Origin of the sequence: Microcoleus sp. FACHB-68 (assembly GCF_014695715.1) — a bacterium.
Classification (GTDB): domain Bacteria; phylum Cyanobacteriota; class Cyanobacteriia; order Cyanobacteriales; family Oscillatoriaceae; genus FACHB-68.
Map to the genome: position 1 here is coordinate 272393 of NZ_JACJOT010000017.1, position 25498 is coordinate 297890.

Annotated in this window: 21 protein-coding genes; 7 read left to right on the forward strand and 14 right to left on the reverse strand. The window is 44.6% G+C overall.

All coding sequences use genetic code 11. The features are described from left to right. Window positions 1-67: 67 nt before the first annotated feature. Window positions 68-2320 (reverse strand): fused MFS/spermidine synthase, encoded by a 2253-nt coding sequence (locus H6F73_RS23510; protein ID WP_190761180.1) that lies wholly within the window; start codon window positions 2318-2320, stop codon window positions 68-70. A gap of 133 nt (window positions 2321-2453) precedes the next feature. Between H6F73_RS23510 and H6F73_RS23515 the strand changes: the two genes are divergently transcribed. The 4 genes from H6F73_RS23515 (at window position 2454) to H6F73_RS23530 (ending at window position 5333) form a co-directional block, all read left to right on the forward strand. Further along, window positions 2454-2627: a hypothetical protein gene (locus H6F73_RS23515; RefSeq protein ID WP_190761181.1), complete on the forward strand. Its 174-nt coding sequence runs from the start codon at window positions 2454-2456 to the stop codon at window positions 2625-2627. 291 nt (window positions 2628-2918) lie between these two features. Further along, on the forward strand, window positions 2919-3599 hold the full coding sequence (locus H6F73_RS23520; RefSeq protein WP_190761182.1) for a hypothetical protein: 681 nt from the start codon (window positions 2919-2921) through the stop codon (window positions 3597-3599). 104 nt (window positions 3600-3703) lie between these two features. Continuing rightward, window positions 3704-4747 (forward strand): LD-carboxypeptidase, encoded by a 1044-nt coding sequence (locus tag H6F73_RS23525; protein ID WP_190761183.1) that lies wholly within the window; start codon window positions 3704-3706, stop codon window positions 4745-4747. Window positions 4748-4922: 175 nt separating this feature from the next. After that, window positions 4923-5333, forward strand: a complete 411-nt coding sequence (locus H6F73_RS23530) for a phosphomannose isomerase type II C-terminal cupin domain (RefSeq protein WP_190761184.1) — start codon at window positions 4923-4925, stop codon at window positions 5331-5333. Between the two features lie 145 nt (window positions 5334-5478). On the opposite strand, the gene H6F73_RS23535 is transcribed toward H6F73_RS23530, so the two are convergent. Both H6F73_RS23535 and H6F73_RS23540 read right to left on the reverse strand, forming a co-directional pair. Then, a complete protein-coding gene (locus tag H6F73_RS23535) occupies window positions 5479-6204 on the reverse strand; it encodes a pentapeptide repeat-containing protein (RefSeq protein ID WP_190761185.1) in 726 nt (241 codons plus the stop codon). A 422-nt stretch (window positions 6205-6626) separates the two neighbouring features. Next, window positions 6627-7028 carry a nuclear transport factor 2 family protein gene (locus H6F73_RS23540; protein WP_190761186.1) on the reverse strand — a complete coding sequence of 134 codons (402 nt, stop codon included), beginning with the start codon at window positions 7026-7028 and terminating at the stop codon, window positions 6627-6629. A gap of 192 nt (window positions 7029-7220) precedes the next feature. Here H6F73_RS23540 and H6F73_RS23545 point away from each other — a divergent pair, with 192 nt between their 5' ends. After that, complete coding sequence (locus H6F73_RS23545) at window positions 7221-7961, forward strand: DUF3598 family protein (protein WP_190761187.1); 741 nt, start codon at window positions 7221-7223, stop codon at window positions 7959-7961. A 40-nt stretch (window positions 7962-8001) separates the two neighbouring features. Here H6F73_RS23545 and H6F73_RS23550 read toward each other — a convergent pair whose 3' ends face one another. The 4 genes from H6F73_RS23550 to H6F73_RS23565 form a co-directional block, all read right to left on the reverse strand. After that, window positions 8002-8466: an NADAR family protein gene (locus tag H6F73_RS23550; protein ID WP_190761188.1), complete on the reverse strand. Its 465-nt coding sequence runs from the start codon at window positions 8464-8466 to the stop codon at window positions 8002-8004. A 93-nt stretch (window positions 8467-8559) separates the two neighbouring features. Then, complete coding sequence (locus H6F73_RS23555) at window positions 8560-10344, reverse strand: hypothetical protein (RefSeq protein WP_190761189.1); 1785 nt, start codon at window positions 10342-10344, stop codon at window positions 8560-8562. A gap of 42 nt (window positions 10345-10386) precedes the next feature. Next, window positions 10387-11112 (reverse strand): hypothetical protein, encoded by a 726-nt coding sequence (locus tag H6F73_RS23560; protein WP_190761190.1) that lies wholly within the window; start codon window positions 11110-11112, stop codon window positions 10387-10389. Between the two features lie 74 nt (window positions 11113-11186). Continuing rightward, window positions 11187-11507, reverse strand: coding sequence for an ROK family protein (locus H6F73_RS23565; protein ID WP_190761191.1), 321 nt, complete (start codon window positions 11505-11507; stop codon window positions 11187-11189). Between the two features lie 133 nt (window positions 11508-11640). On the opposite strand from H6F73_RS23565, the gene H6F73_RS23570 reads away from it, so the two are divergent. Beyond that, window positions 11641-12357 (forward strand): Mut7-C RNAse domain-containing protein, encoded by a 717-nt coding sequence (locus H6F73_RS23570; RefSeq protein WP_190761192.1) that lies wholly within the window; start codon window positions 11641-11643, stop codon window positions 12355-12357. 536 nt (window positions 12358-12893) lie between these two features. Here H6F73_RS23570 and H6F73_RS23575 read toward each other — a convergent pair. The 7 genes from H6F73_RS23575 to H6F73_RS23605 all read right to left on the reverse strand — a co-directional run bounded on the left by H6F73_RS23575 (window position 12894) and on the right by H6F73_RS23605 (window position 22123). After that, window positions 12894-16265, reverse strand: coding sequence for an RNA-binding domain-containing protein (locus H6F73_RS23575; protein ID WP_190761193.1), 3372 nt, complete (start codon window positions 16263-16265; stop codon window positions 12894-12896). 383 nt (window positions 16266-16648) lie between these two features. Beyond that, on the reverse strand, window positions 16649-17380 hold the full coding sequence (locus H6F73_RS23580; protein WP_190761194.1) for an SAM-dependent methyltransferase: 732 nt from the start codon (window positions 17378-17380) through the stop codon (window positions 16649-16651). 75 nt (window positions 17381-17455) lie between these two features. Continuing rightward, on the reverse strand, window positions 17456-18313 hold the full coding sequence (aroF, locus tag H6F73_RS23585) for a 3-deoxy-7-phosphoheptulonate synthase (RefSeq protein ID WP_190761195.1): 858 nt from the start codon (window positions 18311-18313) through the stop codon (window positions 17456-17458). 435 nt (window positions 18314-18748) lie between these two features. Continuing rightward, entirely contained in the window at window positions 18749-19276 is a 528-nt protein-coding gene (locus H6F73_RS23590) for a pentapeptide repeat-containing protein (RefSeq protein WP_190761196.1), read from the reverse strand. 143 nt (window positions 19277-19419) lie between these two features. Beyond that, the gene (locus H6F73_RS23595; RefSeq protein WP_190761197.1) at window positions 19420-20532 is read right to left on the reverse strand and encodes a phosphodiester glycosidase family protein; all 1113 of its coding nucleotides are present in this window, start codon (window positions 20530-20532) and stop codon (window positions 19420-19422) included. 111 nt (window positions 20533-20643) lie between these two features. Continuing rightward, the gene (locus H6F73_RS23600) at window positions 20644-21627 is read right to left on the reverse strand and encodes a threo-3-hydroxy-L-aspartate ammonia-lyase (RefSeq protein ID WP_190761198.1); all 984 of its coding nucleotides are present in this window, start codon (window positions 21625-21627) and stop codon (window positions 20644-20646) included. A gap of 70 nt (window positions 21628-21697) precedes the next feature. Next, window positions 21698-22123: a thioesterase family protein gene (locus H6F73_RS23605; RefSeq protein ID WP_190761199.1), complete on the reverse strand. Its 426-nt coding sequence runs from the start codon at window positions 22121-22123 to the stop codon at window positions 21698-21700. A gap of 398 nt (window positions 22124-22521) precedes the next feature. On the opposite strand from H6F73_RS23605, the gene H6F73_RS23610 reads away from it, so the two are divergent. Next, window positions 22522-25497: a CHAT domain-containing protein gene (locus H6F73_RS23610; protein WP_242072620.1), complete on the forward strand. Its 2976-nt coding sequence runs from the start codon at window positions 22522-22524 to the stop codon at window positions 25495-25497. Window position 25498: the final 1 nt, after the last annotated feature.

Consider the following 25498-nt stretch of genomic DNA (forward strand, 5'->3'; position numbering starts at 1 on the left):
CTAGCCATACACAGATGAATTGTAGGTTTAGATGCGGTTGATAATTGGTTTTTAGGATTTTGAGTATTTAGGGTTTGGCTTGTTCTTTTAGCCGCAAGACGCTGAATATATTGGAAAATTCATCTGTCCATAATGGCACGTTTGCAGGTTTGGGAATGGGTTGCCAGCTCGGATCGTTGTTGAGTTTACCAAAGTCTTGCCGGCTGCGAGCGAACACTACCCAGTGAGAGGCTGATTTACCGGCTGCTTTTTCTGCCGGCGAAATATCTCTGTCTAATTGTCTTAGTGCGACTAAGTTTAAATTCTCCGCTAATTTCCCTAACACCGGCTCTAGGTTAATGTAACGGTTGGAAATGTTAATGACTAATAATCCCTGTGAGGTTAATTTACTAAAATAAAGCTGGATTGCTTCCCGTGTAACTAAATGAACGGGAATCGAATCGGAGCTGAAAGCATCCATAACAATGATATCGTAATAATTGTTGGGAGCTTCTAAAAATCGTAGCCTAGCATCTCCTAAAATCACTGAAAAAGGTGCTTTTGAATTAGCTAAAAATGTAAAATAATCAGCATTGCGAGCAAGCTTTTCTACGGCAGAATCTATTTCATAAAAAGTCCATTCTTGACCGGGTTCTGAGTAAGCGGCTAGAGTGCCAATTCCAAGCCCTAAGACAGCAACTTTAGAAAGACGTTGTGCTGAATTTAAAGAATTGAAGGCTTGCCCCACCGGCCCGGAATTGTGATAATAGGTTAAAGATTCTTTTTTGCGTTCTGGATCGAGGCTTTGTTTGCCATGCAAGGTTGTGCCGTGCAAAAGACTGTGATACTCACTGTGTCTGTCTTGCACGACTCGGTTTACTCCAAAGAAACTGCGTTCAGTGTAGAGAACACCTCCTAAACTTCCTAGGGAAAACTGGCTTAACATAACAATTAAGATTAAACCGGCACCCAGGCGGATTTTCCCAATATTAAATGCGTAATAAATAACCAATAACAGGATAAAACTTAAAATAATTTCCAGTAAATTAGCTGTTAAATTTTGAAAATTAAGACCAATTAGCAAAGCGCCGATTAAAAGACCAAGGCTAATTAAGAAAATGTTTCGCCGGCTTGAATTAAGAACCGATAAATTTTTAATTTCATCTTCTTCTCGTTGCTTTTTAATTTCTTCAAAACCGGCATTCGGTAGCAGCAAGAGACTTAGCAGTAGCAGGAGGGGATATTCTAGAACCGTTGGAAATAGCAGAGGGGCGGCAATTGCGTTAAATAATCCCCCTAAAACACCGCCGAAGGATATCCAAAAATAGAAGCCGGTGAGATATTTGGCGCTTGGGCGGCTTCTGGCTAAGTTGCCATGAAATACACACGCTACTAGGAAAAATACCAGCAAATGTAAAGGCAGCAATAACCAAAGCGGCTGAATTAATTTGAGTAAGGATAAGATAATTAAAGGTGCTAGTAATAAAGGTAAAAGCGTTACTAAGGTATTGTGAGGTAATACCGGCTTCCGGGCAAATGTTAAAATAAATGTCAATAAATAAAGGGCTAAAGGAACCGCCCATAACAGCGGAATTGCGGCTAAATCAGTTGTTAGGTAAGTGGTGACGCCTAAAAGTAAGCTGGAGGGAATAAAAGATAGCAATATCCATTGAATTTGTTGTTTTCTCGTCAACGTTTCGCCGGCAGTTTCAGCAGCAGATACAGATCCATCGATTTCTAGTTCACCTTTTTTCGACTTCCCGACATAAACTGCACAGCTAACTGTTAGCAATAGAAGCATTCCATAACCGGCAGCCCATAGCCAGCTTTGACGAGTTAAAGAGAAGTTCGGTTCAATAAAAATTGGATAGCTTAACAGCCCTAACATACTGCCCAAATTACTGGCAGCATAAAGAAAATAAGGATCTGAACCGGCAGGATTATCGGTGCCGGCAAACCACTTTTGAATTAAAGGCGCACTGGTAGAAACAACAAAGAATGGCACTCCTACCGAGAAACCTAACAAAGCGAGTAACCAAGGAATCGGATTTGCCTCATGAGGTGGTAGCCAACCCGTTGCTAAAGTTATGGGTAAAAACGCAATCGGCAGCAACAGCAGGATAATATGAAAAATGGATTGCCGGCGCACTCCCAACCATTTTGTTGTTAAATGGGAATATCCGTAGCCGGCTAATAAAGTTGCTTGAAAAAAGAACTGGCAGGTATTCCAAACTGATGGAGAACCGCCTAACAGTGGCAAAATCATTTTAGCAACCATTAGTTGCACGCAGAAAAGCAGAAAAGCGCTAACAAACAGCGTTAAAGAAAAAAGAATTAACATAAAAAACTTTATTTTTTATTTTTTCAATCCTGCTCGGATTGGCTGTCAATTGATCTTCCCGCCTACCTGGAAAACTTAAAAGTCCCGTTATTAAGGCGCGTTAGAAAATTTGTCTAAGCTGCATAAACTTTAGTTGGGCGCTGTAATTGCAGGCGAAGTCATGTCACGCCGGCTTTCTCCGGGACGAGAATTTACGTCATCGCCACTGCTAGTTGGATCGAGCAACAACAAAACTATCACAACCGCCGGCACCAATCGCATCTCACTTTACCTCACCACAATGGGAATGCTCGATTGCCAACTGTAATCGTTAATTGCAAATACAGTTGTTTTGTATAATCCTTTCTTAAGGATCAAGATGCCCCAAAACCCTTAAGTGCTAGCGATAGGAGACTCCAAACCGGGGTAATTATTGCCTGAATTGCCGTGTAATGCTTGTCACCGGCATCAGCAGCAAACCGGCAATACAACCCTAGGAAGGCTATAAAATTAAAGCCATAATGTTTGTGATCGGTTGGGCTTTCCTGCCGGCATCAGCAATTGCAGGCGAGTGAAACAGCGATCAGCAGGCACCGGCAGTGGGTGACAAGGAAGCAGTATGGTTAAAAACACTAAAAAAAATGAGAGCAGCACGGGAGGATATCTGACTCTCGTGATCCCTATCGCCTTCGGCGTCGCTGCGATCCTGGCTGCGGGACGCATTTTTGTGCCTCTGGCGTTGGTAACCGGCATTGGCTGGGCGTTAAAGCGCTATTGGCTGCTACAACAAAACAAACTTGCTCAGCTCAACGCGGTTTTTTACCGGCTGATTCAAGAAAATCAGGGACGCATTACCACCCTGGATTTGGCGATGAAGGCAAACGTTTCTGGCGCAGAAGCCCAAAGTTATTTAGATGGGCGATCTAAAGAATTTTCTGCTCATTTTGAAGTCACCGATCAGGGAGGAATGTTGTATTTCTTTGAAACGGCGTTTCCCTCCGTAGCTGGGGAATCTCACACGTTGGTTGAACGCAAACCGCCGGTTTCAACGGTGCCGGCACAGCCCAAAATTTATTCCTCTAGCCCCACTCAGTCTTTCATTGCACAGTCTCAAAGCCGGCTTTCCTTGCCCGCGCCGATGACGCAAGCGGAACTCGCCCGACGCTTCAATGTTCACGCCAATACTGTCAGTAAATGGAAAAGCAAGCCGGAATTTTCTGACTGGAGTCGCGGCAAAGATCCTGCCGGCATCGCTTGGAAATATGAGCCAGAACAAAAACGGTTTTGTCCCCTGAGTTGAGCCGGCAATCTGAAATCTCTGTTGATTTTGGTGTCGCGAAACTGTATTGAGTTTTGGGATTGTCACTTTAATCCTTAAACTCAAGAATCAACACAACTTACGGCATGACAATTAATCGCCGCTTTTTTCTCAAAACGTTTGGCTTAGCCATGCTGGCTTCACAGGTGCCGGCAGCCGCCCAAGATAACCCGCCCCCACCCGCCATCCTCAAACCCCCCCGCTTAAAAGCCGGTGATACGGTGGGATTGATTAACCCCGCCAGTTTCCTTGATCCGGAAGACATCGATTTTGTTAAAAAAGAGCTTGCAAAATTTGGGTTGAAAGTCAAGCCTGCTGCTCATGTGCGGGATCGTTATGGCTATTTGGGCGGCAAAGATGTGGATCGCGCAGCTGATGTGAATGCGATGTTTGCTGATACCTCGGTGAAAGCGTTGATTGCGATGCGGGGAGGCTGGGGAGGCAATCGGATTTTGCCGTTACTCGATTACGAACTAATCCGCCGGCATCCGAAAATTATTATTGGTTACAGCGATATCACCTCCCTGTTGCTGGCCATTTACGCCCGCAGTGGCCTTGTTACATTTCATGGGCCGGTGGGTACGTCGAGTTGGAATCCCTTTTCTGTGAATTGCTTCAAGCGCATTTTGTTTAACGGGGAAGCGATGATGCTGCGAAATGCCCCCAACACCGGCAGCCGAGGCAACCCACAACCTCAAGTGCGCGTAACAACCCTGAGTGCCGGTAGAGCACGAGGTCAACTTGTGGGTGGTAATTTATCCGTCCTCACGGCGATGGTGGGTTCGCCTTACCTGCCAGACTGGAAACAGAAAATTCTCTTTGTCGAAGAAATTGGCGAAGAAGTTTACCGCATCGACCGAATGCTGACGCAATTAAAATTGGCAGGGATTCTTAATCAAATTTCTGGGTTTATCTTTGGTCAATGTACCGATTGTGACCCAGAAGAACCCGATAAGTCACTGACATTGGGGCAAGTGTTGTCGGAACACATCAAACCCCTGCGAATCCCCGCCTGGTACGGTTCGATGATTGGTCACATTCCCAATAAATTTACCTTGCCGGTGGGTGGGGAGGTGGAAATTGACGCCGGTACTGGTACGATTCAGCTACTAGAGCCGGCAGTTGGGTAATTAGCTGCAATGTGTTGAACTTGCGGGTGGCGCGGACTTCGTTAACAGATGCCACCGGATGCAAACAATCAACTTTCGGTTAGTGTCGTAACGATTTGATATTTTGGCAAGCCTGAGATACTCGAATTGTTAGTCGCTAGCACACAATAAATATGACACTAACTGGAGGCCAGCCATGAGCGAAGAGCAAAACGAAGTTCAGGAAGATAGCGCTAATTTACCTGAAGCGAGTTCTAATCAAGCAGAAGAAAGATTTTGGGGCAAAGTCACGGTTTTAGAAGAAGGGCCACGCTATCGGATTAATCAAATTGAGATTAAACCGGGTCATACGATGACGGCGCAAATTCACTATCATCGCAGCGAACACTGGATCGTTGTTTCCGGGACAGCCAAGGTGATCTGTGGGGATGAGGAAGTATTAGTGACTCAATACCGTTCTACCTACGTTCCTCAATGCACACCTCACCGTGTGGAAAATCCAGGCGCAATTCCGGTGGTGATCATTGAAGTCCAAAACGGCGAATATCTGGGCGAGGATGACACAATCCGCCTTCCCAGTGATGAGGCTGTTTCTGCGGGGACATAAGCTTGTTTGCGCTTAGCCAATCCTCCGCCTTTTCAGCCTGTAATGCTTGTATAAGTACAAGAAAAGCGTTTAAAGTATCGTGAAACATGAAATAGGAGCCGACCCGAATACGGCTCCTATTTCTAAATTATTGATTTTTTAGAGATTACTCTTGATGGCCTTTGACCAAGCTCACGGAAGATTCTGCCGGCTCACTATGGGGCATCTTTGTATTTTGCAGCAACGCATTTCTGAGATCGACATTCGCCAAATTCGCCCCGGCAAGGTTTGCGCCGGATAAATCGGAACCTCTCAAATTTGCGCCGGCTAAGTTCGCCCCAGTCAAATCAGCATCCCGCAGATTAACGCCACTGACATCCATTGCGTACACGCTGCCACCCATCAGATTTGTGTTCCCCAGGTTGGCAACAGACTGGTGAGCCTTATTGAGGTTAGCGCCGGCAAGCTTGGCGCTTTCTAAATTTGCGCCAATCAGATTCGTTTGTGTGAGGTTAGTATTCTTGAGGCTGGCAATCACCATGCCGGCCATGCTCAGGTTAGCATTGCTCAAATCCGCATCATCTAGATTGGCTCCATGTAGTTTCGAGCCAATCAGTGTTGTTCCCTGCAGTTGCGCCCCCGTTAAATTCGCCTCATTTAAATTGGCTTCATTCAGGTTTGCACCGTTAAGGATCGTTCCCCTGAGATTGGCTTCTTTCAAATTCGCGCCTCGCAAGTCAACCCCTGCTAGCTGAATTCCGCTCAGATCGCACCTTTCACATTCATTCGTTTCAAGCAACTGTTTCAGGTGTGCCGCATTCTCAGCGTTAGCCGGCATTACGGTGCCGGTTGCGATCAGTAATATTGCGGTTGCCAAGATCCCAGGCTTCATCTTCACTCCCTCCACAAACTCACACTTAATACTATGAGTCATTTTGCGGTCGCGCCTGGTGATTGAAATCTCAGATCGATTGTGATGAAAACACCTACCGATAGTGATTTAAAACACTTTCAAAATATTTTTTATGTGCATTGACTTGTTCAACGCTCCTGCGCTCATTTTTACGTTAACTTTTGTGTCTAACTATGACTGCGGTATCTCACCCCTCTTCCCAATCGGCACCCAGCAATCCATCAGGAAACAGCAGGGATATGGCACAATATGTACATATTATTTTAGTTGTGTCAATAATAAGTTGCAAAAGTTAATAACCAGGTAAACGCCTTCACTTTGCGCTGTTGTAAATTTTTTAGCACCTAAATTTAAACCCTATCTCTCAATTTGCTAGAAGAATCCCCTGAGAAGTTACCCGCCTATTCCGCACTGGGTTGAACGATCACACTGAGATACTCCCGGTAAGCGCAAATTTGGTTGCCGCGAACATCTAAAGATACCGCTGCCTGGTTGCTGTAAGGTTTTCCCCTGAGGCGTCCCTCAGAGTGAATCTCGAAAACAACCGTTGTGTCGTTACTCGTGACACGTTCCACTGTAACAGTCAGTCCTTCGCTAAACGCCTCAGAAACGTACTGGAAGAAAGCCGCCGCCCGTTCTTTGCCGGTGTTAACACCCTTATACAATCCTACCGGAAACCAAAAAGTAAAGTCTTCTGTGAGCGTATCTAAGAAGGGTTCCCAGTTGCCGGTTGCTAGTCCTTGAGAAAAGTATTGAAATGCCAGATTAGCAACGTCTAAAGTTTCTGGGTTTGCTGATGCCATGTTTCCTGTACCCGAAAATGTTATAAATTTTTACACTAACTCAATCCTAGCGGTTAAACTCACTCATCGGGTAACAAGCGAGATTTCTTCACAAAGCCAGTTAAACCAAGTGTGAGAACAATTCAATATGATCGACGCTTTTATGATAAAATTCTGAAAACTAAACAACCGTTTATTGAAACAATCATGCCAATGAACTTGAATCTTAAGAATTGGGAAAATTGTTGTAAATATCAAGCCGGCAGTTGGCACGGAACTTGGACAACCTATTCTCCAAGTTTGGAAATTTTAAAAGTTGTTAACGTTATTACCAGTTTAGAACTGAATCCAGAAGAAACTGAAATTCATCATATTAATTATTATACTTATGCTGATGGAACTAAGGAAGAACAAGATTATGGCCGGTATACACAAGACAATTGCAGAGCGTCGCTTTTTTTAGAAAATACATTTTCATGGGGTATACAACAGCTAGAGGCTGGCTCAAGGCTTGTCATGGAAATAGGGTTCAGACATGAAAATCAGCGGACTCGTTTTGTGACAGCTTATGATGAGAGCCACACTTTGCAAAGAACGACTGTTATTCGGGAACAGCTATCGGTTCCTCCGAGTGAGCCGGCGCAACCCACTGTGGAAAACTTGAGCGGGGTTTGGCAAGGCAACAGCGTGAGCATAACGCCCGATTTACAAGTTTCTGAAGCGATTCCGATTCAATGGCAAGGATTCGATTCTTTGGGAGAACAAAATCAAGTTTTATTTTTTCCAGATGGGATTTCTTTAAGCTGTCCTCTCCAGCTAGAAATCGGCGAAACATTGGCAATTGCAGTGGGGTGGCTGCTCAATTCCACTGAACATCAACGGGTAATTCGCCAGTATGATCAGCATGGTAATTTTACAAGTATGGCGCTGGAAACATTGAGACGCGTCTCCTAATTTGAATCATGAGTTTTCCATCTGTAACACAGAGGAAGAATTAGACGGGGGCATCACTTTGTTCTTCAGTGTGTTCGCGCAAAATTTCTCGCACTTCTACTAGAATCTTTCCTAGCATATTTTTGCCACTACCATCAGCACCGCAACCCCAATAATAGTCAATCGGAGAATTCTCGACAATTTCATCATCGCCGGTTGCTAAAAGAATTTCGCGGATGCCGGCATGAGTTTCAAATTTTTTTAATACCGCTTTCCGCATAATCTCGTCTTTCACTTGTTCCCAATCCGGGCGCAGGGGACGTTTGCGTTCGCGTCCCATTTTTGCAGCATCTTTAGGTGCTTTTACTTGTCGAATTTCGTCAGCGTGGGGGGTGCCGGCAAATTTTTGGGCTTGAAAGTAATGCTCACTGGTTTGCCAATACGCACCGTCTAATTCAAAGCCGTGGGGCGAAAAGTTGGAGAAGCAGCCATATTGCTCACGAGTGCTGTAAAAGTAAATTGTCATTGGAAAAAATTCCTAATTACTGAATTTTTGGCTAGTTTTTGCAAAAGCTATTGATTGACAAGATCCCTAAAAAATAAACGATTTTAGCTTAATTTAAAGGCAGTGATAAAGCCGGTATTTATAACCTGTAACCTTTGGCTTTGATTTAGAATCAAGCACACAGTTTTGTGATTCCACGCTAATAGGGGCGTTAAAATTTACAGCCCATAAATCCAAAGGGCGCGGCAGTTTCCTCAAGGTTCTGCTGAGGGTATCGGTAGCCGGCTTAGAATCATCCTCTTTGTGTGCCAGAAGAAATAGAGGCGAATTCACTGAAGGTTTTAATAAACCTTTGCTGCGTTTGAATTCCAAGGCTAATACCATCATCCCTCTGGTTTCAGCGTGAGTTTTATGAACCATCGCGATTAAAACCGGCACTTGAGAGGTTTTTTGAATGATAGGAACCAAAAGATCGGCGCGTTTAGATTTTTGAAAGCCTAAATTTGAAACAACTGTTAAACTTCCTATCAAACCCATCAGTAAAATTATAGCCACTGTTTTCTTTCCCCCCATCAATGAGGAAGGGAGCAGGGGAAATGTACCCTTTTCCCGTCCTTCTGTCGTGTAATTATCCCAATAAACCGCAAGACTCGCTGCCAGGAAAACTATCACGGCAGGAAAGTAGAAAAAATGATAGCGAGCGGCTAGGGTTACATCAGCACCCACAACATAAGTTACACATAAAATTATGGCAATTGCTGCTAAAATAAATCCGCCTAAAACTTGAATGCTTAAACGAATCGCCGGCTGCTGAATTTGCCTTCTAATTCCCCGAATCAAAATTGGCGTTGCCCACAGAATAAAAATTACCAGGAGCAAACTAGAAGCAACGGTAATCGATAAATTTTGCCCTTCCACCGGCAGCAATGAAAGCATTGTGATGAACCAAGCCACAAGCCGAGCAATCGGTGCGAAGAAGTCATTCAACGGATTCGCTTCATAAATCCATTTTGTCAGCTCACTATCAGAAGCACCTTTCAACGCCGGCAACCAAACTAAGCATCCGATGAGAGTGCCGGCGGCAGTGGCATAAATTCGCCGCCAGTATTTAGAGAGGAAAGGAGAAGGAGAATTTTCAGTTTGTAATTTTCTGTTAGAAATTTGCAAATCTGCCAGCCAAAATTTCAGCACAACTAAGGCTTCGGCAGCAAGGGTAAGCACGAAAAAGTAATGGACAGCAATTCCTAGACTGTTAACGACTACCCAAGTTAATGCTATCGGAGCCGGCAGAACAATTTTATTTTGAATGTTTCGTATAGCAACCACGAAGCAACATAAAGACGCGATGATTAACAAAATTGTCAAAGTGTAATGTCGGGCTTCTTGAGCTAAATAGATGCCGTAGGGAGAAACTGCCATCATAGCTGCGGCAATTTGTCCAACTAAACGAGAGCGAAAAGCCAGCCATCCAAAGCCAAACATGGCAGGAATTGAGACGACTCCAAAAAGGGCACTCAGCGCTCGTCCCGCCCATAATGAAACCAATCCATTATCCGCAGGAAATAGCTTTAACCACCAGTGAGTTAACGCAAAATAAACTGGGGGGTGGGTACTTTCTGTCATCAAATTGTGGATGACTTCACGGATGCCAAAGATGGGAGCCGGCTGTAAGGGTTGTAGAAGCCTATCAAGCGTGATTGCTTGCTCCACCGGCACGCTTTGCACACTGTTGCCCAAGCTAAATATTAGAGTCGCTAGCTCAATGGTTGAAGGATTTTTCGAGGCTAAAAGGGTAAAGCGTAAACCGGCACCGATGGCAACCCACAACAAGATCAGCAGAAAATGCAGCCAGAAAACTCTATTCTTTTTAAATTTTAACGTTTCGTTTTGAATGATCATTGATTAATTGTTATTATTTGAGCGCACCCCAGAATGACCCGATTATTTTCTCACTTGCCGCTTTGTTTCCTCCATAAAATCAAATCGCAGATCGAAATTTTTCAGATACAAGCGTATATAATCTAATAACGCATAAATAAACACAACAACCCCCGCCATTTCAAGAAATTCTTCCACGCAGGTGATTAGGGCATAGGTTAAATTATTTTTGCCATAGAAATCCGTGTAGTATCCTCCAATCATTTCCATGCCCAGTGCGCCGCCGATATACAGCCCGCCGGCAAGCAGAAATAAAATCATTGTTTGTTTGGGAAGATGTTTGATAAATTTATAGTAAGCCAGTCCAACAAGCCCGACAAATACGATTGCAGGAATCACCCAAACGTAATAAAAGATTCCCCCAAGATTCAGAAACCGCCGCAAATCGGGAATAATCAAGATTTCATGAATACTAATGGCTTCATCTAGAGAGAAAATTAAAAAAATGATAGATAAAGCTTTCCAGTGACGGAAGTAGCGATCACCGTCTATCTTTTTTGCTGAAGCAATGGTGGTAAGCAGAAGGGAACAAAAAATTAAGGTAAAAGAGGCGTACCAGGAAGGGTAATTTAGCTCTTTATCTAGGTTAAATAGCTTTAACCAATCTTCCCGATAGTTAAAACCGTACTTAGCAACCTGTACAGCAACACCGGCAACTGTAAAAAAGATGACGACGCTAGTCAGAATTTTGGTAATTTTCCTGGGAGAAACAGAGAGCGTGAATTGCACGGAGAGTCACCTCGCACCCGTTAAAAACTAAAACTGAGAATTTTTCAATTTATCATTTTTAATTGCGTGCCGGCTCAACCTGTAATTTTATTTAGGTCGCCCTTAACAAGATGGCGCAACCGTGACCCTTGTTCTGGCTGGGCTTGCAAGCATTCTTGCGCTTGTTGCGCCATGTACGGCCCGGAAGCCAGTCTCTCCACACACCCTTGCTTGCCGCGCAAACAAACAGGGCCGGCTGGATCAACCACTGTATGACCCATCTCGCCGCCCATCCTATCGGCACTGCGCCAAGGCTGTCCATTAAGAATCCAACCACCTCCAATGCCGGCGCTGGCAGTGATATAAAACCCCGCAGCCAGCTTTGTGAACCCAAAATCAAGCGCTAGAAGTACCACAGAATTTCATTCTTTTTTGATAGCCGATCACTCAAGTCTAAAACGAACGGAACGCGACAAAAGCGAAGTCACTGATTACGATAGATTTAGGGCAAAATTTATTTATTTAACCACTTGGGGCGCATTAATTTAAATGAATCAAGCTGTTTTTCAATTTTATGCAGAACTGAATGATTTTTTGCCGGCAAACAAACGCCAGCAGAGTTTTGTTTATGAATTTACTGGACGCGTGGCGATTAAAGATACCATTGAATCCTTGGGCATTCCTCACTGTGAAGTCTCGCGCATTTTGGTGAATGGTGAGCCGGTTGACTTCTCCTATATTCTGCAATCAGGGGACGAATGCAGCGTTTATCCCATTTCCCTATCCAACGACAGAATCCAGTACCCGTCGCGCTTTGTTTTAGATGTTCACTTGGGAAAGCTGGCGGGTTATCTGCGGATGCTGGGGTTTGATACGCTGTATCGCAATGATTATGAGGATGAAGAATTAGCGAGGATCTCTAGCAGTGAAGAACGAATTTTGCTCAGCAGAGATATTGGTTTGCTGAAGCGCAGCCTGGTGACTTATGGCTATTTTGTCCGGGAAACCAACCCCAACCGGCAGTTAATTGAAGTGTTGCGACACTTTGACTTTTTTAAAGCGATCTCGCCTTATTGCCGGTGTTTGCATTGCAATGGATTATTAGAGCCGGTTGCCAAGGAAATAATAGTAGATAAGCTGCCGATTAAAACACGGCAAACATACAATGAGTTTCGCCAATGTTCCTCGTGCGGCCAAATTTTCTGGAAAGGAACCCATTACCAGCGAATGCAGCAATTCATTGCGAATGTCCTTCAGGAAGGCTAGCAGAATGAGGCGCTAGGGAAGGGAGATACAATAGCTTTATGCTACAAATCAATATTAAATTAGTGATTTTAACCGGCACACTTATTCGTACATGGGGCGTGCATCTACCCTGGCTACCTGGGTTGGGATTATTTTTGTAATGACCCAAGCTTGTGTCACCCCACAAACGACCAGTGCAGAGATAATTAGCAGGACGTTGGAGAACCGAGTTATACTTTTCACCACGATCACCTCTATATTTTATTTTTTTAAGTAATTGATTGCGGGATTTGCGGATATCTACCCGATATAACAAAGAGTAGCAGCTTCAAACCCCTACGTGTATCTACTGAAAGGAATAAATAAAGGTGAAACTGCCGGCTGACTGATTGCCCAGTGCCGACCTATCTAAGCTTTTATTACTATAGCCTTCCTAAATCGGTTGTCATAACATGAGCTTGCAAGATGACCGAACACCAGAGCAACATCATGACAACCCACGTGGGAGAATTGCAGAAAAAGTGGAGAGGATAAAAAGCGGTTTCTTGTTTCCTTATTTAAATAAACCAGGGTGTTTTTTCGAGAATTGGATGTAAATGAAAGGGTTGCTCTTGTCTGAGAAAAGCTGCTGTAAGGTAGGCAATATCTCCAGCATATTTAGTCGTGATAGGTTCAGCACATAGCGAATCAGTAGATCCCCAATTAAGTTTAGTCAGACTCAGAACTTGAACCGCTAATGCTTTCAGGTCTGGGTCTGAATTTGGGGTTCCTAATGGTCGTTCCGTTCTAACATTAATCTCAAGCATCTGAGGAGTTCCCAGTGCCTTCCTATAAGGGTTGTAGCCTGTAGTAGAAAGATAAATTTGATGTGGAGAGGCAATTACATAGCTACCCCGACTTAGGCTGCCATCAGTTTCAGGGCGACTATCATAGAGCCTAACATTGTGGTTCATATTGAGCCAGACAAATGTATAAGTTCCGTCTGGGCGCACACTCCGGGCAGCATCTAAAATTGCCTTCTGGTCTTCCCGTGAGAATTTAGCGGAATAGTGAAAATAAATGCTTGGAGTTTCAGACAGAGTAAGACGGGACAAGGTTTGCTTAATTAACGTTTTAAAATACTTTTTTCGCTCATCATAAGCAAAGGTTTCTGTATTACCGGAATAAAACTCCCATCTTCCATACTGGTTGAAAACGTTGGCATAGCCCATCAAGCGCTCAGATCCACGTCGTCCATTCTGCGTATATGAAAGACCTACAAAAAAGTCTGCATCAGGAATTGCATCTGGTAAAACCCAAGGTGTCACACCACACTTGGCGACGATATTTAAAGCTAAATTCAAGTCTTTCCAGTCAGGATTTTGGATGGTTGGTGTATCAACCATTTGACAAGGAATACCCTTTTCAAGCAAGAATCGTTTGATTCGGTAGTAAGGTGAGCTTTCATCATCTGCTGCATAACCCTTTTCAGGGGTATATACAAGAAATATACGACTTAAATCTTCGTCTCCACCCCATTCGGGATGTTCGCTAACTAAGCGTTTGCATTCTTCAATAGTATGAATTAATGAAGGAGGAGTAATAATTGAATTATAGGTAAACCGCGTACTAAAAGTTCTTTCTGAGCCTCTGTACTTATATTTACCCGCTTTCAATCTATCAATCAAAGCTGCCATATCTTCACGTAACTCAGGGGAACAGATTGGAATAATTTCTATATTTTTTCGATGCTTATCATAAGCCCCAAACTTGGTGATTCCTTCCCGGATGTCTGTCGATTCCTGATGGCGATAAAATTCAACACTTGGTTCAGGTAAGCTATAAACTTGGAAGGGATTTGCAGACTCCCTCTGCCTGGATAGGGGAACGAAACTTGGCTGGAGTTTAATACGCATCCCATTTAAAATTAATGGGAATACCGCCTGACTCATCTCTGTAGCTAACGCCTGTATCTTTTCAGCACGTATTTTTGCTGCATTGGGTTCAGAAGCTAAACTATGTTGTTTGATGGCTCGATTTAGGTCAAACTTAATACCATGTTGCTCTAAAATTTGCTCAAGTAATGATTGATGTAAATTAGGAATGACCTTGTTATTAGGAAGTTGTTCTTCCTGCTTAAAATCAGATAAATATATTTTAGTCCATTCATTGTCTACTGAGATAATTTTGCCGAATTGCCAACCGTTCCAGTTAACTATAGCTATTTTGTCAATGAACTCGTTAAAATTAAATTCAGTCAAGAGAGCCGATAGATAATTAACATTCTTTACTTGTAGGTTGTAATCAATACAAAAGTAGAATTTACCCCAATACTGCCGTAACTGAAAGGAATATGCAGGATATAATTTGACAAATTTATCAACAGCCTTAGATAAGGAGATATTAACCCCTTGACGGTGTGCTATCAGCCTGCTGAATTTAAAGCTATCGATATACCAACCATTAGCTAGAAGGGCATCCTTGAGAGCCATCATGATATCTTGATACCGATGATTTAAGTAATCAATATCAGGATTATGCCCTTCTTCTAATATAAAAGTCAGAGGAAATAAATTAGAGAACTCAGTAGATGGTAGTGCAGAAGTTGCTTGAAGTGCTGCTTCCCGTTCAGTTGAATTATTGACTAAGATAACGGTAGTTTGAGACTGGCTAACTGTATATTTAGGAGCTGGCAAGTTCAGCTTAGTCATTTCATCACGCATTCCCTTAGTGCCTTCACTGAGCGCTCTGACAAATACAGCACCCCGCTCATCGCGCATCATTTTCAACCACTCAAATAGCTTGGGGTTGGGTGGAGTAGAATTGAGGATTGTAGTATCAAGCGAGAACCACTCAGGAACATCACGATCTCTCTGTTGAAGACGACCTGAATTGCGAACAATAAAAGCATCCTTGTAGGATTCACATTCAATTGGCCGTCCAATCGCATAGTCGCGGTGAGCCACAGCATTGACAATTGCTTCATCAACGGCAATATAAGGATACTCTGGTTCTTCAATAAAACCCCCACCTTCAGGATTTCGTTTTTGGTAGAGCTTGAAAAAACCAGACTCTTTAAAGAAAGTTCTTATATCGCGGATTTGTTTAGTTATTGAACCGCTAAACTTTTTCTCAAAAGTTGGTAATCCACGAGTATTTATGTTTTCAGAAGTCGTTTCAAAGCGCAGCAATCGAATGTAAGATGCTGCCATAACTCTCTGTGGATTTGACGCAAAAAAGAGCAAACCTGCATTTGTAAAAGTGTATCCCGATCCATCTCGCTCTAAAGCTCCAATTTGATATAGAAGTTCTTCATCACTGTAGTCATAGTGACTTTCTGATAAAAATCCCCGACGGAATTCTTGCAATACAGCTTGGTCTAGATCCCTCTGGTCGTAAGTGCAGCAGTAGGCTTGCTCAAAATCAACAATTTTCTTATCCCGTTTTAACTGTTCTCGTTGATCATGAGTTAGAAAAATATTTTGGGAACCTTGTCTTCTCCAAGCATCGGGAGAATTTCCTATTGTTTCACAGATTCTCTGGGCTGTATAGGGGACGTAGATCAGACAAATTTTATCAGGAGTACCAGAGTCATTTTGGCAATCAAAAAATTTAGCTTGAGCCGCTTGATTGCACAACATCTCATTGAAGTTAGTCAGTCTACTTCTCTGTGAGTCTTCAAGATGGCTGATTCCTTTAACATCACCTTTTGTAGAGATGCCAATAACTAAAAGACTACCAGATTTATTCGTATTTGCAAAAGCAGAAATGCACTCCGAAATCTGCTTCACAACCTGCTTTAGCTCGGAGGAACTAATATGACCATTTGTTCCAACTCGTCCTGCTTCCTTTCGATCAAAATACTGACCTTCAAAGTCTGTATCATCTGGTGCTGTCAAAAAGCTCCAGTGCTTGTCAGGGTATTCAAACACTTCTCTAGGGTCAGGCATTGTTGAAGCTTAAGAGTTTAAAATTAAGCGATCTAGTAGTTTCCTATTGTAGCTATGCAGCCCAGTCTTTGCCTGGTAGTTCGGCTTATTTGGGTCAAAATAAGTGGAAAGATTATTAGGTATTGTCGCTTATGACTGCGGTCAAAGTGTCTTTTAACCTCAATAGCTGCGCTAATAGCCTGTTCACGTTGGCAAGTACAAGCCTGAACTTTCCTCTGGACGGCCATGAAGGTATCGCCCAGTCACCGCAACGTTAGAATGACCAAGGGTAACCTGCGCCAAGTGAACCTTTGCCCCCGTTCTAGAGCATGACCAGCGATAAGAGTTTATTCCCTACTGTACCCAACCCACATCATTTCGACGCACTCCCGGTTAATTTAACTTCAAATTGTTAAGTTATATGAAGCTTCAACGCGTGCGGACGCAGACAGATTTGGGTTAACTACACGCAAAAGCTGATTACCGCCGCGCTGAAACTCATAAGCAACTTGCTGAATTTCTAACTCATATCCTTGGCTTTTGAGTTCACGCATTGCCGGCAGCAACAGTGGGGAAACTTCCCCGGATAGATTCAAAATCGGAAAAATCCGCACCTGGGAAGCAACTCTGCACAATTGGGTAATGGCTTCAATATGAAAAATTTGAGAAAGATGATCCGAGTAAGTAAATAGCAAATGAGAACACAGCGCTAAATCAAATTCGCCTGTCTTGAAGGGCAAAACCGGCAATTCCCCAAACACATAGCGTCCTGTCTGCAAACCAGAAGAAAAATCTAACAAAAACTGCTGCATTGCCGCCATTCTCACCTGAGCTAAGTGTGCCGGCGACTGGATATCTTGCCAAACGTAGCTATCTCGATTTGCCTCAACTCCCGCCATAATCGCCGGATAAGTTTCCTCAATGCGTCGAGAAATTTCTTCGCCCGTAAACTGATAAATTGGATCACAGGAAATTACGCTGTAGCCTTTGCCGGCCATTTCAGCATTAAAACTCGCAGGGCCGGCAGCACAATCGAGAATTTTTAATCGCAGATCATCAGGAGTTAGGTTAAACATCCTGATGTATTCATCAAGCGATCGCCCCCAAGGAACGACCTTTTCCAGCTTTAATCCCATCACCTTCTCCTGTCGAATGATTCGGGCGAAAACTTGTCTTGATTTTCAACAAGATTCGCCCCAATCAAGAAATTGCTACGCCACCGATAATTGCCGGTGACTTTTGGACGTTGGCACGCGCCGGCCCACTGCCGCAGCAATCGGCCTTAAACCGTGAACTAAATCCACCATGTCTTGCAAAGAAAGCGCCTGTCTGGCATCGGAAACCGACTCTTCCGGTTGCGGGTGACACTCGATCATCAAGCCATCTGCACCTGCGGCAACTGCTGCTTTTGCCAACGCTGCAACCAATTCCCGCTTGCCGGCGGCATGAGACGGATCAACGATCACCGGCAAATGCGTGATCTGCTTCAACGCCACCACTGCTCCCAAATCCAGTACATTTCTGGTGTAATTGTCGAAACTGCGAATCCCGCGTTCGCACAACACCACATCCGGGTTGCCGTGGCTGAGGATATATTCTGCCGCCATCACGAACTCTTCAATGGTTGCCGCCAACCCGCGCTTGAGGATCACCGGCTTGCCGGCACTCCCCACCGCTTTCAGCAAATCGAAGTTTTGCATATTGCGGCTACCAATTTGCAACATATCCGCGTGTTCCACAATGCCTTCAATTTGGCTGATAGACATCACCTCAGTCACCACCGGCACACCATAGCGCTGGCTAACTGCCGATAAAATATTTAACCCCGCATCTCCCATGCCTTGGAAAGCGTAAGGGGAGGTGCGGGGTTTGTAGACGCCACCGCGCAAAACCTGAACCGGCGCGTCGGCTAAATGACTGGCCACTTGCTCCATCTGTTCTAAACTTTCGACAGCGCAAGGGCCACCAATAATTAAGAGATCGTGGCCTCCAACAGTGGCGTGATCCGAGATACGGATAGCGGTTTGGTGTTCGGTGTGAGACTTGGATACGAGTTTGGCGCTTAACATGGGGTGCGTTCCTTAGAAAAAAATGAGGTTAACAAAAAACCCGGAACCTTTTGAGAGTTCCGGGTTGAGGCGACAAGTGACATGGCCATACTTACCCAGAACTCTGACTGAGCCAAAAGTAAAAACCAAAAAACCAGCTATAGCCTTGAGAAATCACTTGTTTTGCCTTTTCCTAAATAGTCCTAAAAACAAAAAAACCGCAGCGTTTGTTCTGCGGTTCACCTGGTAGCCATTACGAAACTGGCCTCACTCCAAGTGAACCTGCGTAAACCACCAAAAATAAAAATAAGAGGTGCCGGTGAACATTTTTATAACGCGCTGAGGTTGAAGATTGCTTAGATGCCTATGATTCCTGAGCTTAACAAAGGGTTCCCACAATGTCAACCCCCAAAAGTTGAACACCAGCAACCTTGTACGGTGCGTGCCTCACGCAGCCTACTCTGACACCTTGCCATCTGGCATCGTCGCACCACTGAAGTTGACAGCACTCAAAACCGTCCCCGTGAAATTCGCACCCGTCAAATTCGCACCACTTAAGTTAGCAGCACTCATATCTGCATTCGTCAAATTGGCATTACTCAAATCGCTACTCACCATATTTGCCACCATCAACAAGGCTTTTTGCAGATCCGCACCAGTTAGATTCGCATTCGTCAAATTCGTCGCATTTAAATCGGCACCTGTTAAGTTAGCACCGCTCAAATTAGCAGCATTCAGTTTAGCTGCAAACAAAGCGGCACCGCTCAAGTTAGCACCACTCAAGTTGGCAGCACTCAGCTTGGCAGCACGCAAATCAGCACCCTTCAAGTCGGCACCCCTCAAGTCAGCATTACTCAAGTCGCACTTCGCACATTGTTTCGTTTCGAGTAATGTTTTAACGTCCTCTGGGTTGGCGGCTTGGGATGGAGTTGCGAGTAAGAGGGAAAGCAGACTGACAGCGAGCGTTAAAATCCTGAGTTTCATCTTCACACCTTTAGACTTTTCTTAATTAGAGGAAATAGCGATTCTTTATCTTCGCAATTGAGTGCTAACGTCGTGTAAAACTCAAGCGATGTTCCTGTGCCGGCTACCTTCCTGAGTCAGAATGGAATAACTTTATCTCTTGCTTAAGTGGGAATTGCCGGACGCCAGCCATTTTGAAAGCGCAGCCAATCTTCTTTCAAGGCTTTGGGTGCGGGGTTATTGGTATCGTAAACCACAATCACATTGGTGAGATTCCGTCCAGGTTGCAGCAAAATTTCTCCATTATAAGCTAAAGCTTCCGATGCGCCTCCATCCAAATTCATCGCCTCACTACAGCCAATCGCTTTCATAATTTCCGCTTCTTCTTTCAAAGAAAGACTCGCCAAAAAACTAATTAAAAATAGCTTTTGTCGGCTCTCAGAAAACCCTAGTGCCGTGCGATATCCAACATCTAAAACATGAGGATCTGTGAAGCCTTCTAACTTCGGTGAAAGCCAGATTTTCCCCTGTTTCAATAATCTTGGCCCACAAGTTAGAGAAAACCAGTGCTGGTTCCACTCTGGTTTGCCTTCTGCGCGTGCAGTGATCATTTCGGGTTCATTGTTGGCTTTAATCCCCAAAGTCGTGCCAAAGTTTTCCCACCGGCTGTATTTGACAAACTTGCCGCCGGCTACCATATTCCCCATCACACGCTTCTGATCATCCTTACTAAAAAAGGTGCCATTCACAATCACAGCCGCCTGATGCCGGCTCACAAACTTCTCAAAAGCTTCATCGCCGGTTGAAAGCGCTGCCGTGTTAGCAGCTTTCGCATCATTCGCTAAACCAATTGTCAAGAAAGTTTCAGGATCATTCAAATCAATGGTTGTTTGATAAAAAGAGACGTCATTGATAGTATTTTGGATAACTTCTACAGGTTTTCCTTTCTTCGTTGAAGCCGTAAATTTAGGAGTGGGAGAAGGTTTAACCGGCTTCTGAGTTGGACTTGCTTTAGGAACGGGTGCATTCGGTAAAGGTTTCTGAGTTGGACTTGTTTGAGAAATTGGTGCATTGGGTAAAGGCTTTTCTGCAACATTTTCTTGGTACGCCTCTAAAGCTTTTTCCTTTAAATAACCCAAAAATGTGATAAAATTAGAACGGTTTTGAGATACCGAAAAATACTGGTGTAAAAATCTAGCCGTTGCGATTCCGATAATAAACAAAAAGGAACGGCGCATCAAAGTCGCGCACCCATCGGGTTCTTTTGTTTTAGGCATTGTTAGTTCTTCTCTCTGAAAAATTTTTATCTGAGAAAATTTCAGCATCTTTGAGTTTTGAGAAAGCTATCTTTTACTAAGGTTTCCCAAAACTCAAGATTAACCTAACATTTAAATAAAATTTTTCAAAGATTTTAAATCGACATTCCCACCGCTAATAATCACGCCAATTTTTGCATCTGTAGCGCTAACCACACCTTCGAGTAAAGCGGCTGCTGCTAAAGTTCCGGTGGGTTCTACGACAATTTTCATCCGTTGCCACAAAAAAAACATCGTGTTAAGAATGGCTGCTTCGGAGACGGTTACCATATCGTGAACATAATGCAACACTAACGGAAACGTTAGCTTGCCAAGATAAGGTGTACGCGCACCATCTGCAATCGTATTGGGATTATGTACAGTTTGCAAAGTTTTGCTATGAAATGATCGCGTTGCATCATCCGCAACTGCCGGCTCCACTCCAATTATCCGACAATTTGGAGAAAGATGATTTGCCGCAATCGCGCAACCGGAAAGCAACCCACCGCCACCACAGCAAACTAATAGCAAATCTAGTTCACCGACTTCTTCAATGAGTTCTTTTGCCGCTGTCCCTTGTCCCGCAATCACATCAGGATAATCATAAGGGGGAATAATCGTTAAACCTCGCTCACCGGCTATTTTTTCAGCAAGTTCTTCGCGCTTTGTTTCTTGCCGGCAATATAAAATAACCTCTGCACCATAGCCACGAGTTGCGATTTGTTTAACTGCCGGCGCATCATCTGGCATGACAATTGTTGTGGCAATTCCTAATAATTGACCACTGAGTGCGATCGCTTGAGCATGATTCCCAGATGAAAATGTTAAGACACCTTTTTGCTTTTGCTCTTTTGACAAATTTGCCAAGGCATTGTAAGCGCCACGAAACTTAAAAGAGCCGGTGCGCTGGAAATTTTCACACTTGAAAAATACTTGACTTTGAATGCGCTGGTTAACCGTTGTGGAAGTCATCACCGGCGTCTGATGAGCAATGCCGGCTAGTCGCATTGCCGCCGCCTCCACATCAGCATAAGAAACCTGCAAGTCGGTAGCATTATTTGTCTGTAAATTGCTCATATCAATTTAAAATTTATCTGGTGCAATTCATAAAAACGCAGATAAAATTCCTGCGGATTTCTGGCCCCCCTCAACTTGCAGAAGTGGGTGTCTGCAATTGCTCAAAAGCCTCGATTAAAACAGTAGGAATCGCTTTCGGACGCATTGTTTTTGCATCTACCCAAACCCACAGCACCTCTGCAGTTACGAGCAAATCTGCTTCCCCCTGCTTGCGAATTTCATAATGCCGGTGACAACGGGGGCCACGCATATTTTCTAACCAAGTCGTCACGATTAAAACATCACCGGCAGATGCCGGCCTGAGATATTCCATCGCAATGCGCCGCATCACAAAAACGCCGCCTAATTCAGTATAACGAGCGACCCCATAGCCGATATGTTCTGAATGTTCAATCGCGGCTTGTTCTAGATAATGCTGGTAAATCGCATTGTTAACGTGGCCGAGTGCATCCATTTCATAATATCGCACCCGAATTTGTGTCTGGAATCGTTGCATAATTTTCTCTCTAATCATTTGACGTTGATATGCCGGCTTGAAATAAATATACTATACATGATATATTTGTAACTTACCCGATGAGTGAACGAAACTCACCGGCACGTTTATAATCATGGGATGCTTCCTCTAGATACCGTTCAAATTCTAAAAGACCAAGCCTTAGAAAGTATGGCTTGGGTGCATCTCATTTTGGCAAAAATATGAAAGTGGGAGCATCTTGCTCCCAGGAATGACTTGATTCTTATCCCTTCGCTTCCCTGAGGATCACAATGGCAAGATTTCAGGCACTCTCTCAAAACATCAAATCTTATTCAAAATTCAACCCATTCAACTTTATAAAGTGAATAAGTAATTATTAGGGAAAGCAAATCTAGCGTCTAAAATAAGAAAATTCTATGTCCGCTTCTGCTATGGACGAACAACGCATCCAGGCTTATCTCTCCCTGATTCAAGAATTGCTCAGTTGCTCCAGTGAGGAAGAAAACCAAATTCTGAACCAACACCCCGAACTCATTGATCAGGGGTTGGTGCAGGTGTGCCTACTGGTGGCACAACAGTTGCAAGGGGAAAGGAGGGAAAACGAGGCGGAGTTTCTGCTCAACCTTGGGCAACAGGTGACGGAATATCTCAACTCTCAAGCGTCACCCGCTTCTGCGATGGACGAACAACGCATCCAGGCTTATCTGTCCCTGATTCAAGAATTGCTCAGTTGCCCCAGTGAGGAAGAAAACCAAATCCTCAACCAACACGCTGAACTGATTGATGAGGGGTTGGTGCAGGTGTGCCAACGGGTGGCACAACAGTTGCAAGGGGAAGGGAGGGAAAACGAGGCGGAGTTTCTGCTCAACCTTGGGCAACAGGTGGCGGAATCTCTCAACTCTCAAGCGTCTGGGGGTAAAGGTGCCCCTAGCGAAACCCAACCCAACGCCACACCAGAAGACTATCTCAGGTTTTTAATGGCGGTGTTGCAAGCAGTGGCTGAAAGCGAGAACGATCCACAAGTAGTTTATCCTATCTTAGAACAACATCAAGATAAACTCGATTTAACCTTTGCAAAGATTGTTCAACTGTGGTTTAAGTCTGAACTTGACCCGAATAATTCTGAGCAAAATCAATTTTTGGCAGCAATATTGAACATTCTTGCTGTTGATATTAGTGACTTTCCGTTAGGGAATCGGGCGAATAACCTTGAAATTGCCATCGCCTGCTACCAAGTGGCTTTACAAGTCTATACCCGCCAAGCCTTTCCCCAAGATTGGGCAGGCACCCAAAATAATCTGGGAAATGCCTACCTTGAGCGCATCCAAGGGGAGCAGGCAGAGAATCTCGAACTTGCCATCGCCTGCTACCAAGCGGCTTTACAAGTGCATACCCGCCAAGCCTTTCCCCAAGATTGGGCAATGACCCAAAATAATCTGGGAAATGCCTACCTTGAGCGCATTCAAGGGGAGCGGGCAGAGAATCTCGAAATTGCCATCGCCTGCTACCAAGCGGCTTTACAAGTGCATACCCGCCAAGCCTCTCCCCAAGATTGGGCAGGCACCCAAAATAATCTGGGAAATGCCTACCGTGAGCGCATTCAAGGGGAGCGGGCAGAGAATCTCGAACTTGCCATCGCCTGCTACCAAGCGGCTTTACAAGTGCGTACCCGCCAAGCCTTTCCCAAAGACCACACCGAAACTCTTAATAACTTAGGCTTTACCTATCAAGATCAATCTATCCACTACATTTACATTAGCCACTCCGCCCAGAAACAAACCGCCTTGGAAAACGCCTACAGAACCTTTGCCCAAGCCATTGATAGCGTCGAACACTTGCGCGGTGAAATCACCTCTGGCGACGAAGCCAAACGTAAACTCAATGAAGAATGGAATAAACTCTATCGGGGCATGGTGAAAGTTTGCCTAGAACTGGGTAACAATAGCGCCGCCATTGAATACGCGGATCGCAGTAAAGCCCGCAACCTCGTAGAACTGATCGCTACCCGCGCTGCCTACCCCGAAGGCATCTCGCTTCAAGTCCGCCAACGCTTGCAACAACTTCCCTTAGAGATTGAGGAAGAAAACCGCCGCCTTGCCCAAGATCCCAACCCCGACTACACCCAAATCACCCAACTGCGGCAAGAAGTCCAAGAAAAATCCCCCTACAAACCCTTGGAATTTCAGCAAATCCAATCCCTCCTCGACCAAGAAACCGCAATCCTTGAATGGTATGTCTTGGGCGACAAATTCCTCACCTTCATCCTCACCCCTCAAACTCTCCACTTTTGGCAATCGACCCCAGAAGACCTCAACAACCTCTTTGACTGGGTTAGCGAATACCTCGCAGACTACCAAAGAAACAAAACCCAATGGCAAAACCGGCTTTCTCAACGTCTAGAAGCCCTCGCCCAAATCCTTCACCTTGACGACATCTTACACAGCCTCTTTGACAAATTCCCCACCTGCAAAAAACTCATTCTCATTCCCCATTTTTTCCTGCACCTGTTCCCCATCCATGCCTTACCCGTCCATCTCCCCTCGCCCTCTGAAATTGAGGGCAAACCTCTACAAGAATGGTTCCCCAACGGAGTCAGCTACGCCCCCAGTTGCCAACTGCTGCAACAAGCGCAAAACCGGCAACGCCCCGACTTTAACCAACTGTTTGCCATCCAAAACCCCACCCAAGACCTCGCTTTCACCGATATCGAAGTGGAAGCGATTCAAAGCTACTTCAATCCTCACCACATCCTCAAACATGACAAAGCCGAAAAAACCGCCCTCAACCTAAATAATGCTCACTGTACCCATTTCGCCTGTCACGGCTACTTCAACTTAAACGATCCCCTCAAATCTGCCCTCCTGCTTGCCAACAGTGAATTTTTGCCGCCTCCACCCGACGAGGATCAAACCCGCTATATCCCGCTACAAAACGGAAACCTACTCGACTTAGGCAAATGCCTCACCTTAGAAGATATCTTGCGACTCGACCTGAGAAACTGCCGGCTTGTGACCCTTTCCGCCTGCGAAACCGGCATCACAGACTTCACCTCCATCAGTGATGAATATATCGGCTTACCCAGTGGCTTTATCCTGGCCGGTTCCCCTAACGTCGTGAGTTCCCTTTGGGCTGTCAATGACCTCTCTACAGCCCTGCTAATGATTCGTTTTTACGAAAACCTCAAAAATGGCGCAACCGTCCCCCTCGCCCTCCAACACGCCCAAATCTGGCTGCGAAATGCTACCGCCGAGACATTGCAGCAGTGGTCTAGTCAACTAACCTTGCGCTCCACCCATCAAAGACAGTTTCGCCGGTTTAGTACAATGGACTCAACAGCAAAACCCTTTGCCTCGCCTTACTATTGGGCGGGGTTCTGTGCGATTGGGGCGTAGG

Excerpts from the sequence above, each read along its gene's own strand:
- H6F73_RS23590 (WP_190761196.1), bottom strand. The coding sequence starts at position 19,276 with ATGAAACTCAGGATTTTAACGCTCGCTGTCAGTCTGCTTTCCCTCTTA.
- H6F73_RS23540 (WP_190761186.1), bottom strand. The coding sequence starts at position 7,028 with ATGGCATCAGCAAACCCAGAAACTTTAGACGTTGCTAATCTGGCATTT.
- H6F73_RS23545 (WP_190761187.1), top strand. The coding sequence starts at position 7,221 with ATGAACTTGAATCTTAAGAATTGGGAAAATTGTTGTAAATATCAAGCC.
- H6F73_RS23595 (WP_190761197.1), bottom strand. The coding sequence starts at position 20,532 with ATGCCTAAAACAAAAGAACCCGATGGGTGCGCGACTTTGATGCGCCGT.
- H6F73_RS23530 (WP_190761184.1), top strand. The coding sequence starts at position 4,923 with ATGAGCGAAGAGCAAAACGAAGTTCAGGAAGATAGCGCTAATTTACCT.
- H6F73_RS23610 (WP_242072620.1), top strand. The coding sequence starts at position 22,522 with ATGTCCGCTTCTGCTATGGACGAACAACGCATCCAGGCTTATCTCTCC.
- H6F73_RS23525 (WP_190761183.1), top strand. The coding sequence starts at position 3,704 with ATGACAATTAATCGCCGCTTTTTTCTCAAAACGTTTGGCTTAGCCATG.
- H6F73_RS23580 (WP_190761194.1), bottom strand. The coding sequence starts at position 17,380 with ATGGGATTAAAGCTGGAAAAGGTCGTTCCTTGGGGGCGATCGCTTGAT.
- H6F73_RS23575 (WP_190761193.1), bottom strand. The coding sequence starts at position 16,265 with ATGCCTGACCCTAGAGAAGTGTTTGAATACCCTGACAAGCACTGGAGC.
- H6F73_RS23550 (WP_190761188.1), bottom strand. The coding sequence starts at position 8,466 with ATGACAATTTACTTTTACAGCACTCGTGAGCAATATGGCTGCTTCTCC.
- H6F73_RS23600 (WP_190761198.1), bottom strand. The coding sequence starts at position 21,627 with ATGAGCAATTTACAGACAAATAATGCTACCGACTTGCAGGTTTCTTAT.
- H6F73_RS23510 (WP_190761180.1), bottom strand. The coding sequence starts at position 2,320 with ATGTTAATTCTTTTTTCTTTAACGCTGTTTGTTAGCGCTTTTCTGCTT.
- H6F73_RS23555 (WP_190761189.1), bottom strand. The coding sequence starts at position 10,344 with ATGATCATTCAAAACGAAACGTTAAAATTTAAAAAGAATAGAGTTTTC.
- H6F73_RS23570 (WP_190761192.1), top strand. The coding sequence starts at position 11,641 with ATGAATCAAGCTGTTTTTCAATTTTATGCAGAACTGAATGATTTTTTG.
- H6F73_RS23605 (WP_190761199.1), bottom strand. The coding sequence starts at position 22,123 with ATGCAACGATTCCAGACACAAATTCGGGTGCGATATTATGAAATGGAT.
- H6F73_RS23520 (WP_190761182.1), top strand. The coding sequence starts at position 2,919 with ATGGTTAAAAACACTAAAAAAAATGAGAGCAGCACGGGAGGATATCTG.
- aroF (WP_190761195.1), bottom strand. The coding sequence starts at position 18,313 with ATGTTAAGCGCCAAACTCGTATCCAAGTCTCACACCGAACACCAAACC.
- H6F73_RS23535 (WP_190761185.1), bottom strand. The coding sequence starts at position 6,204 with ATGAAGCCTGGGATCTTGGCAACCGCAATATTACTGATCGCAACCGGC.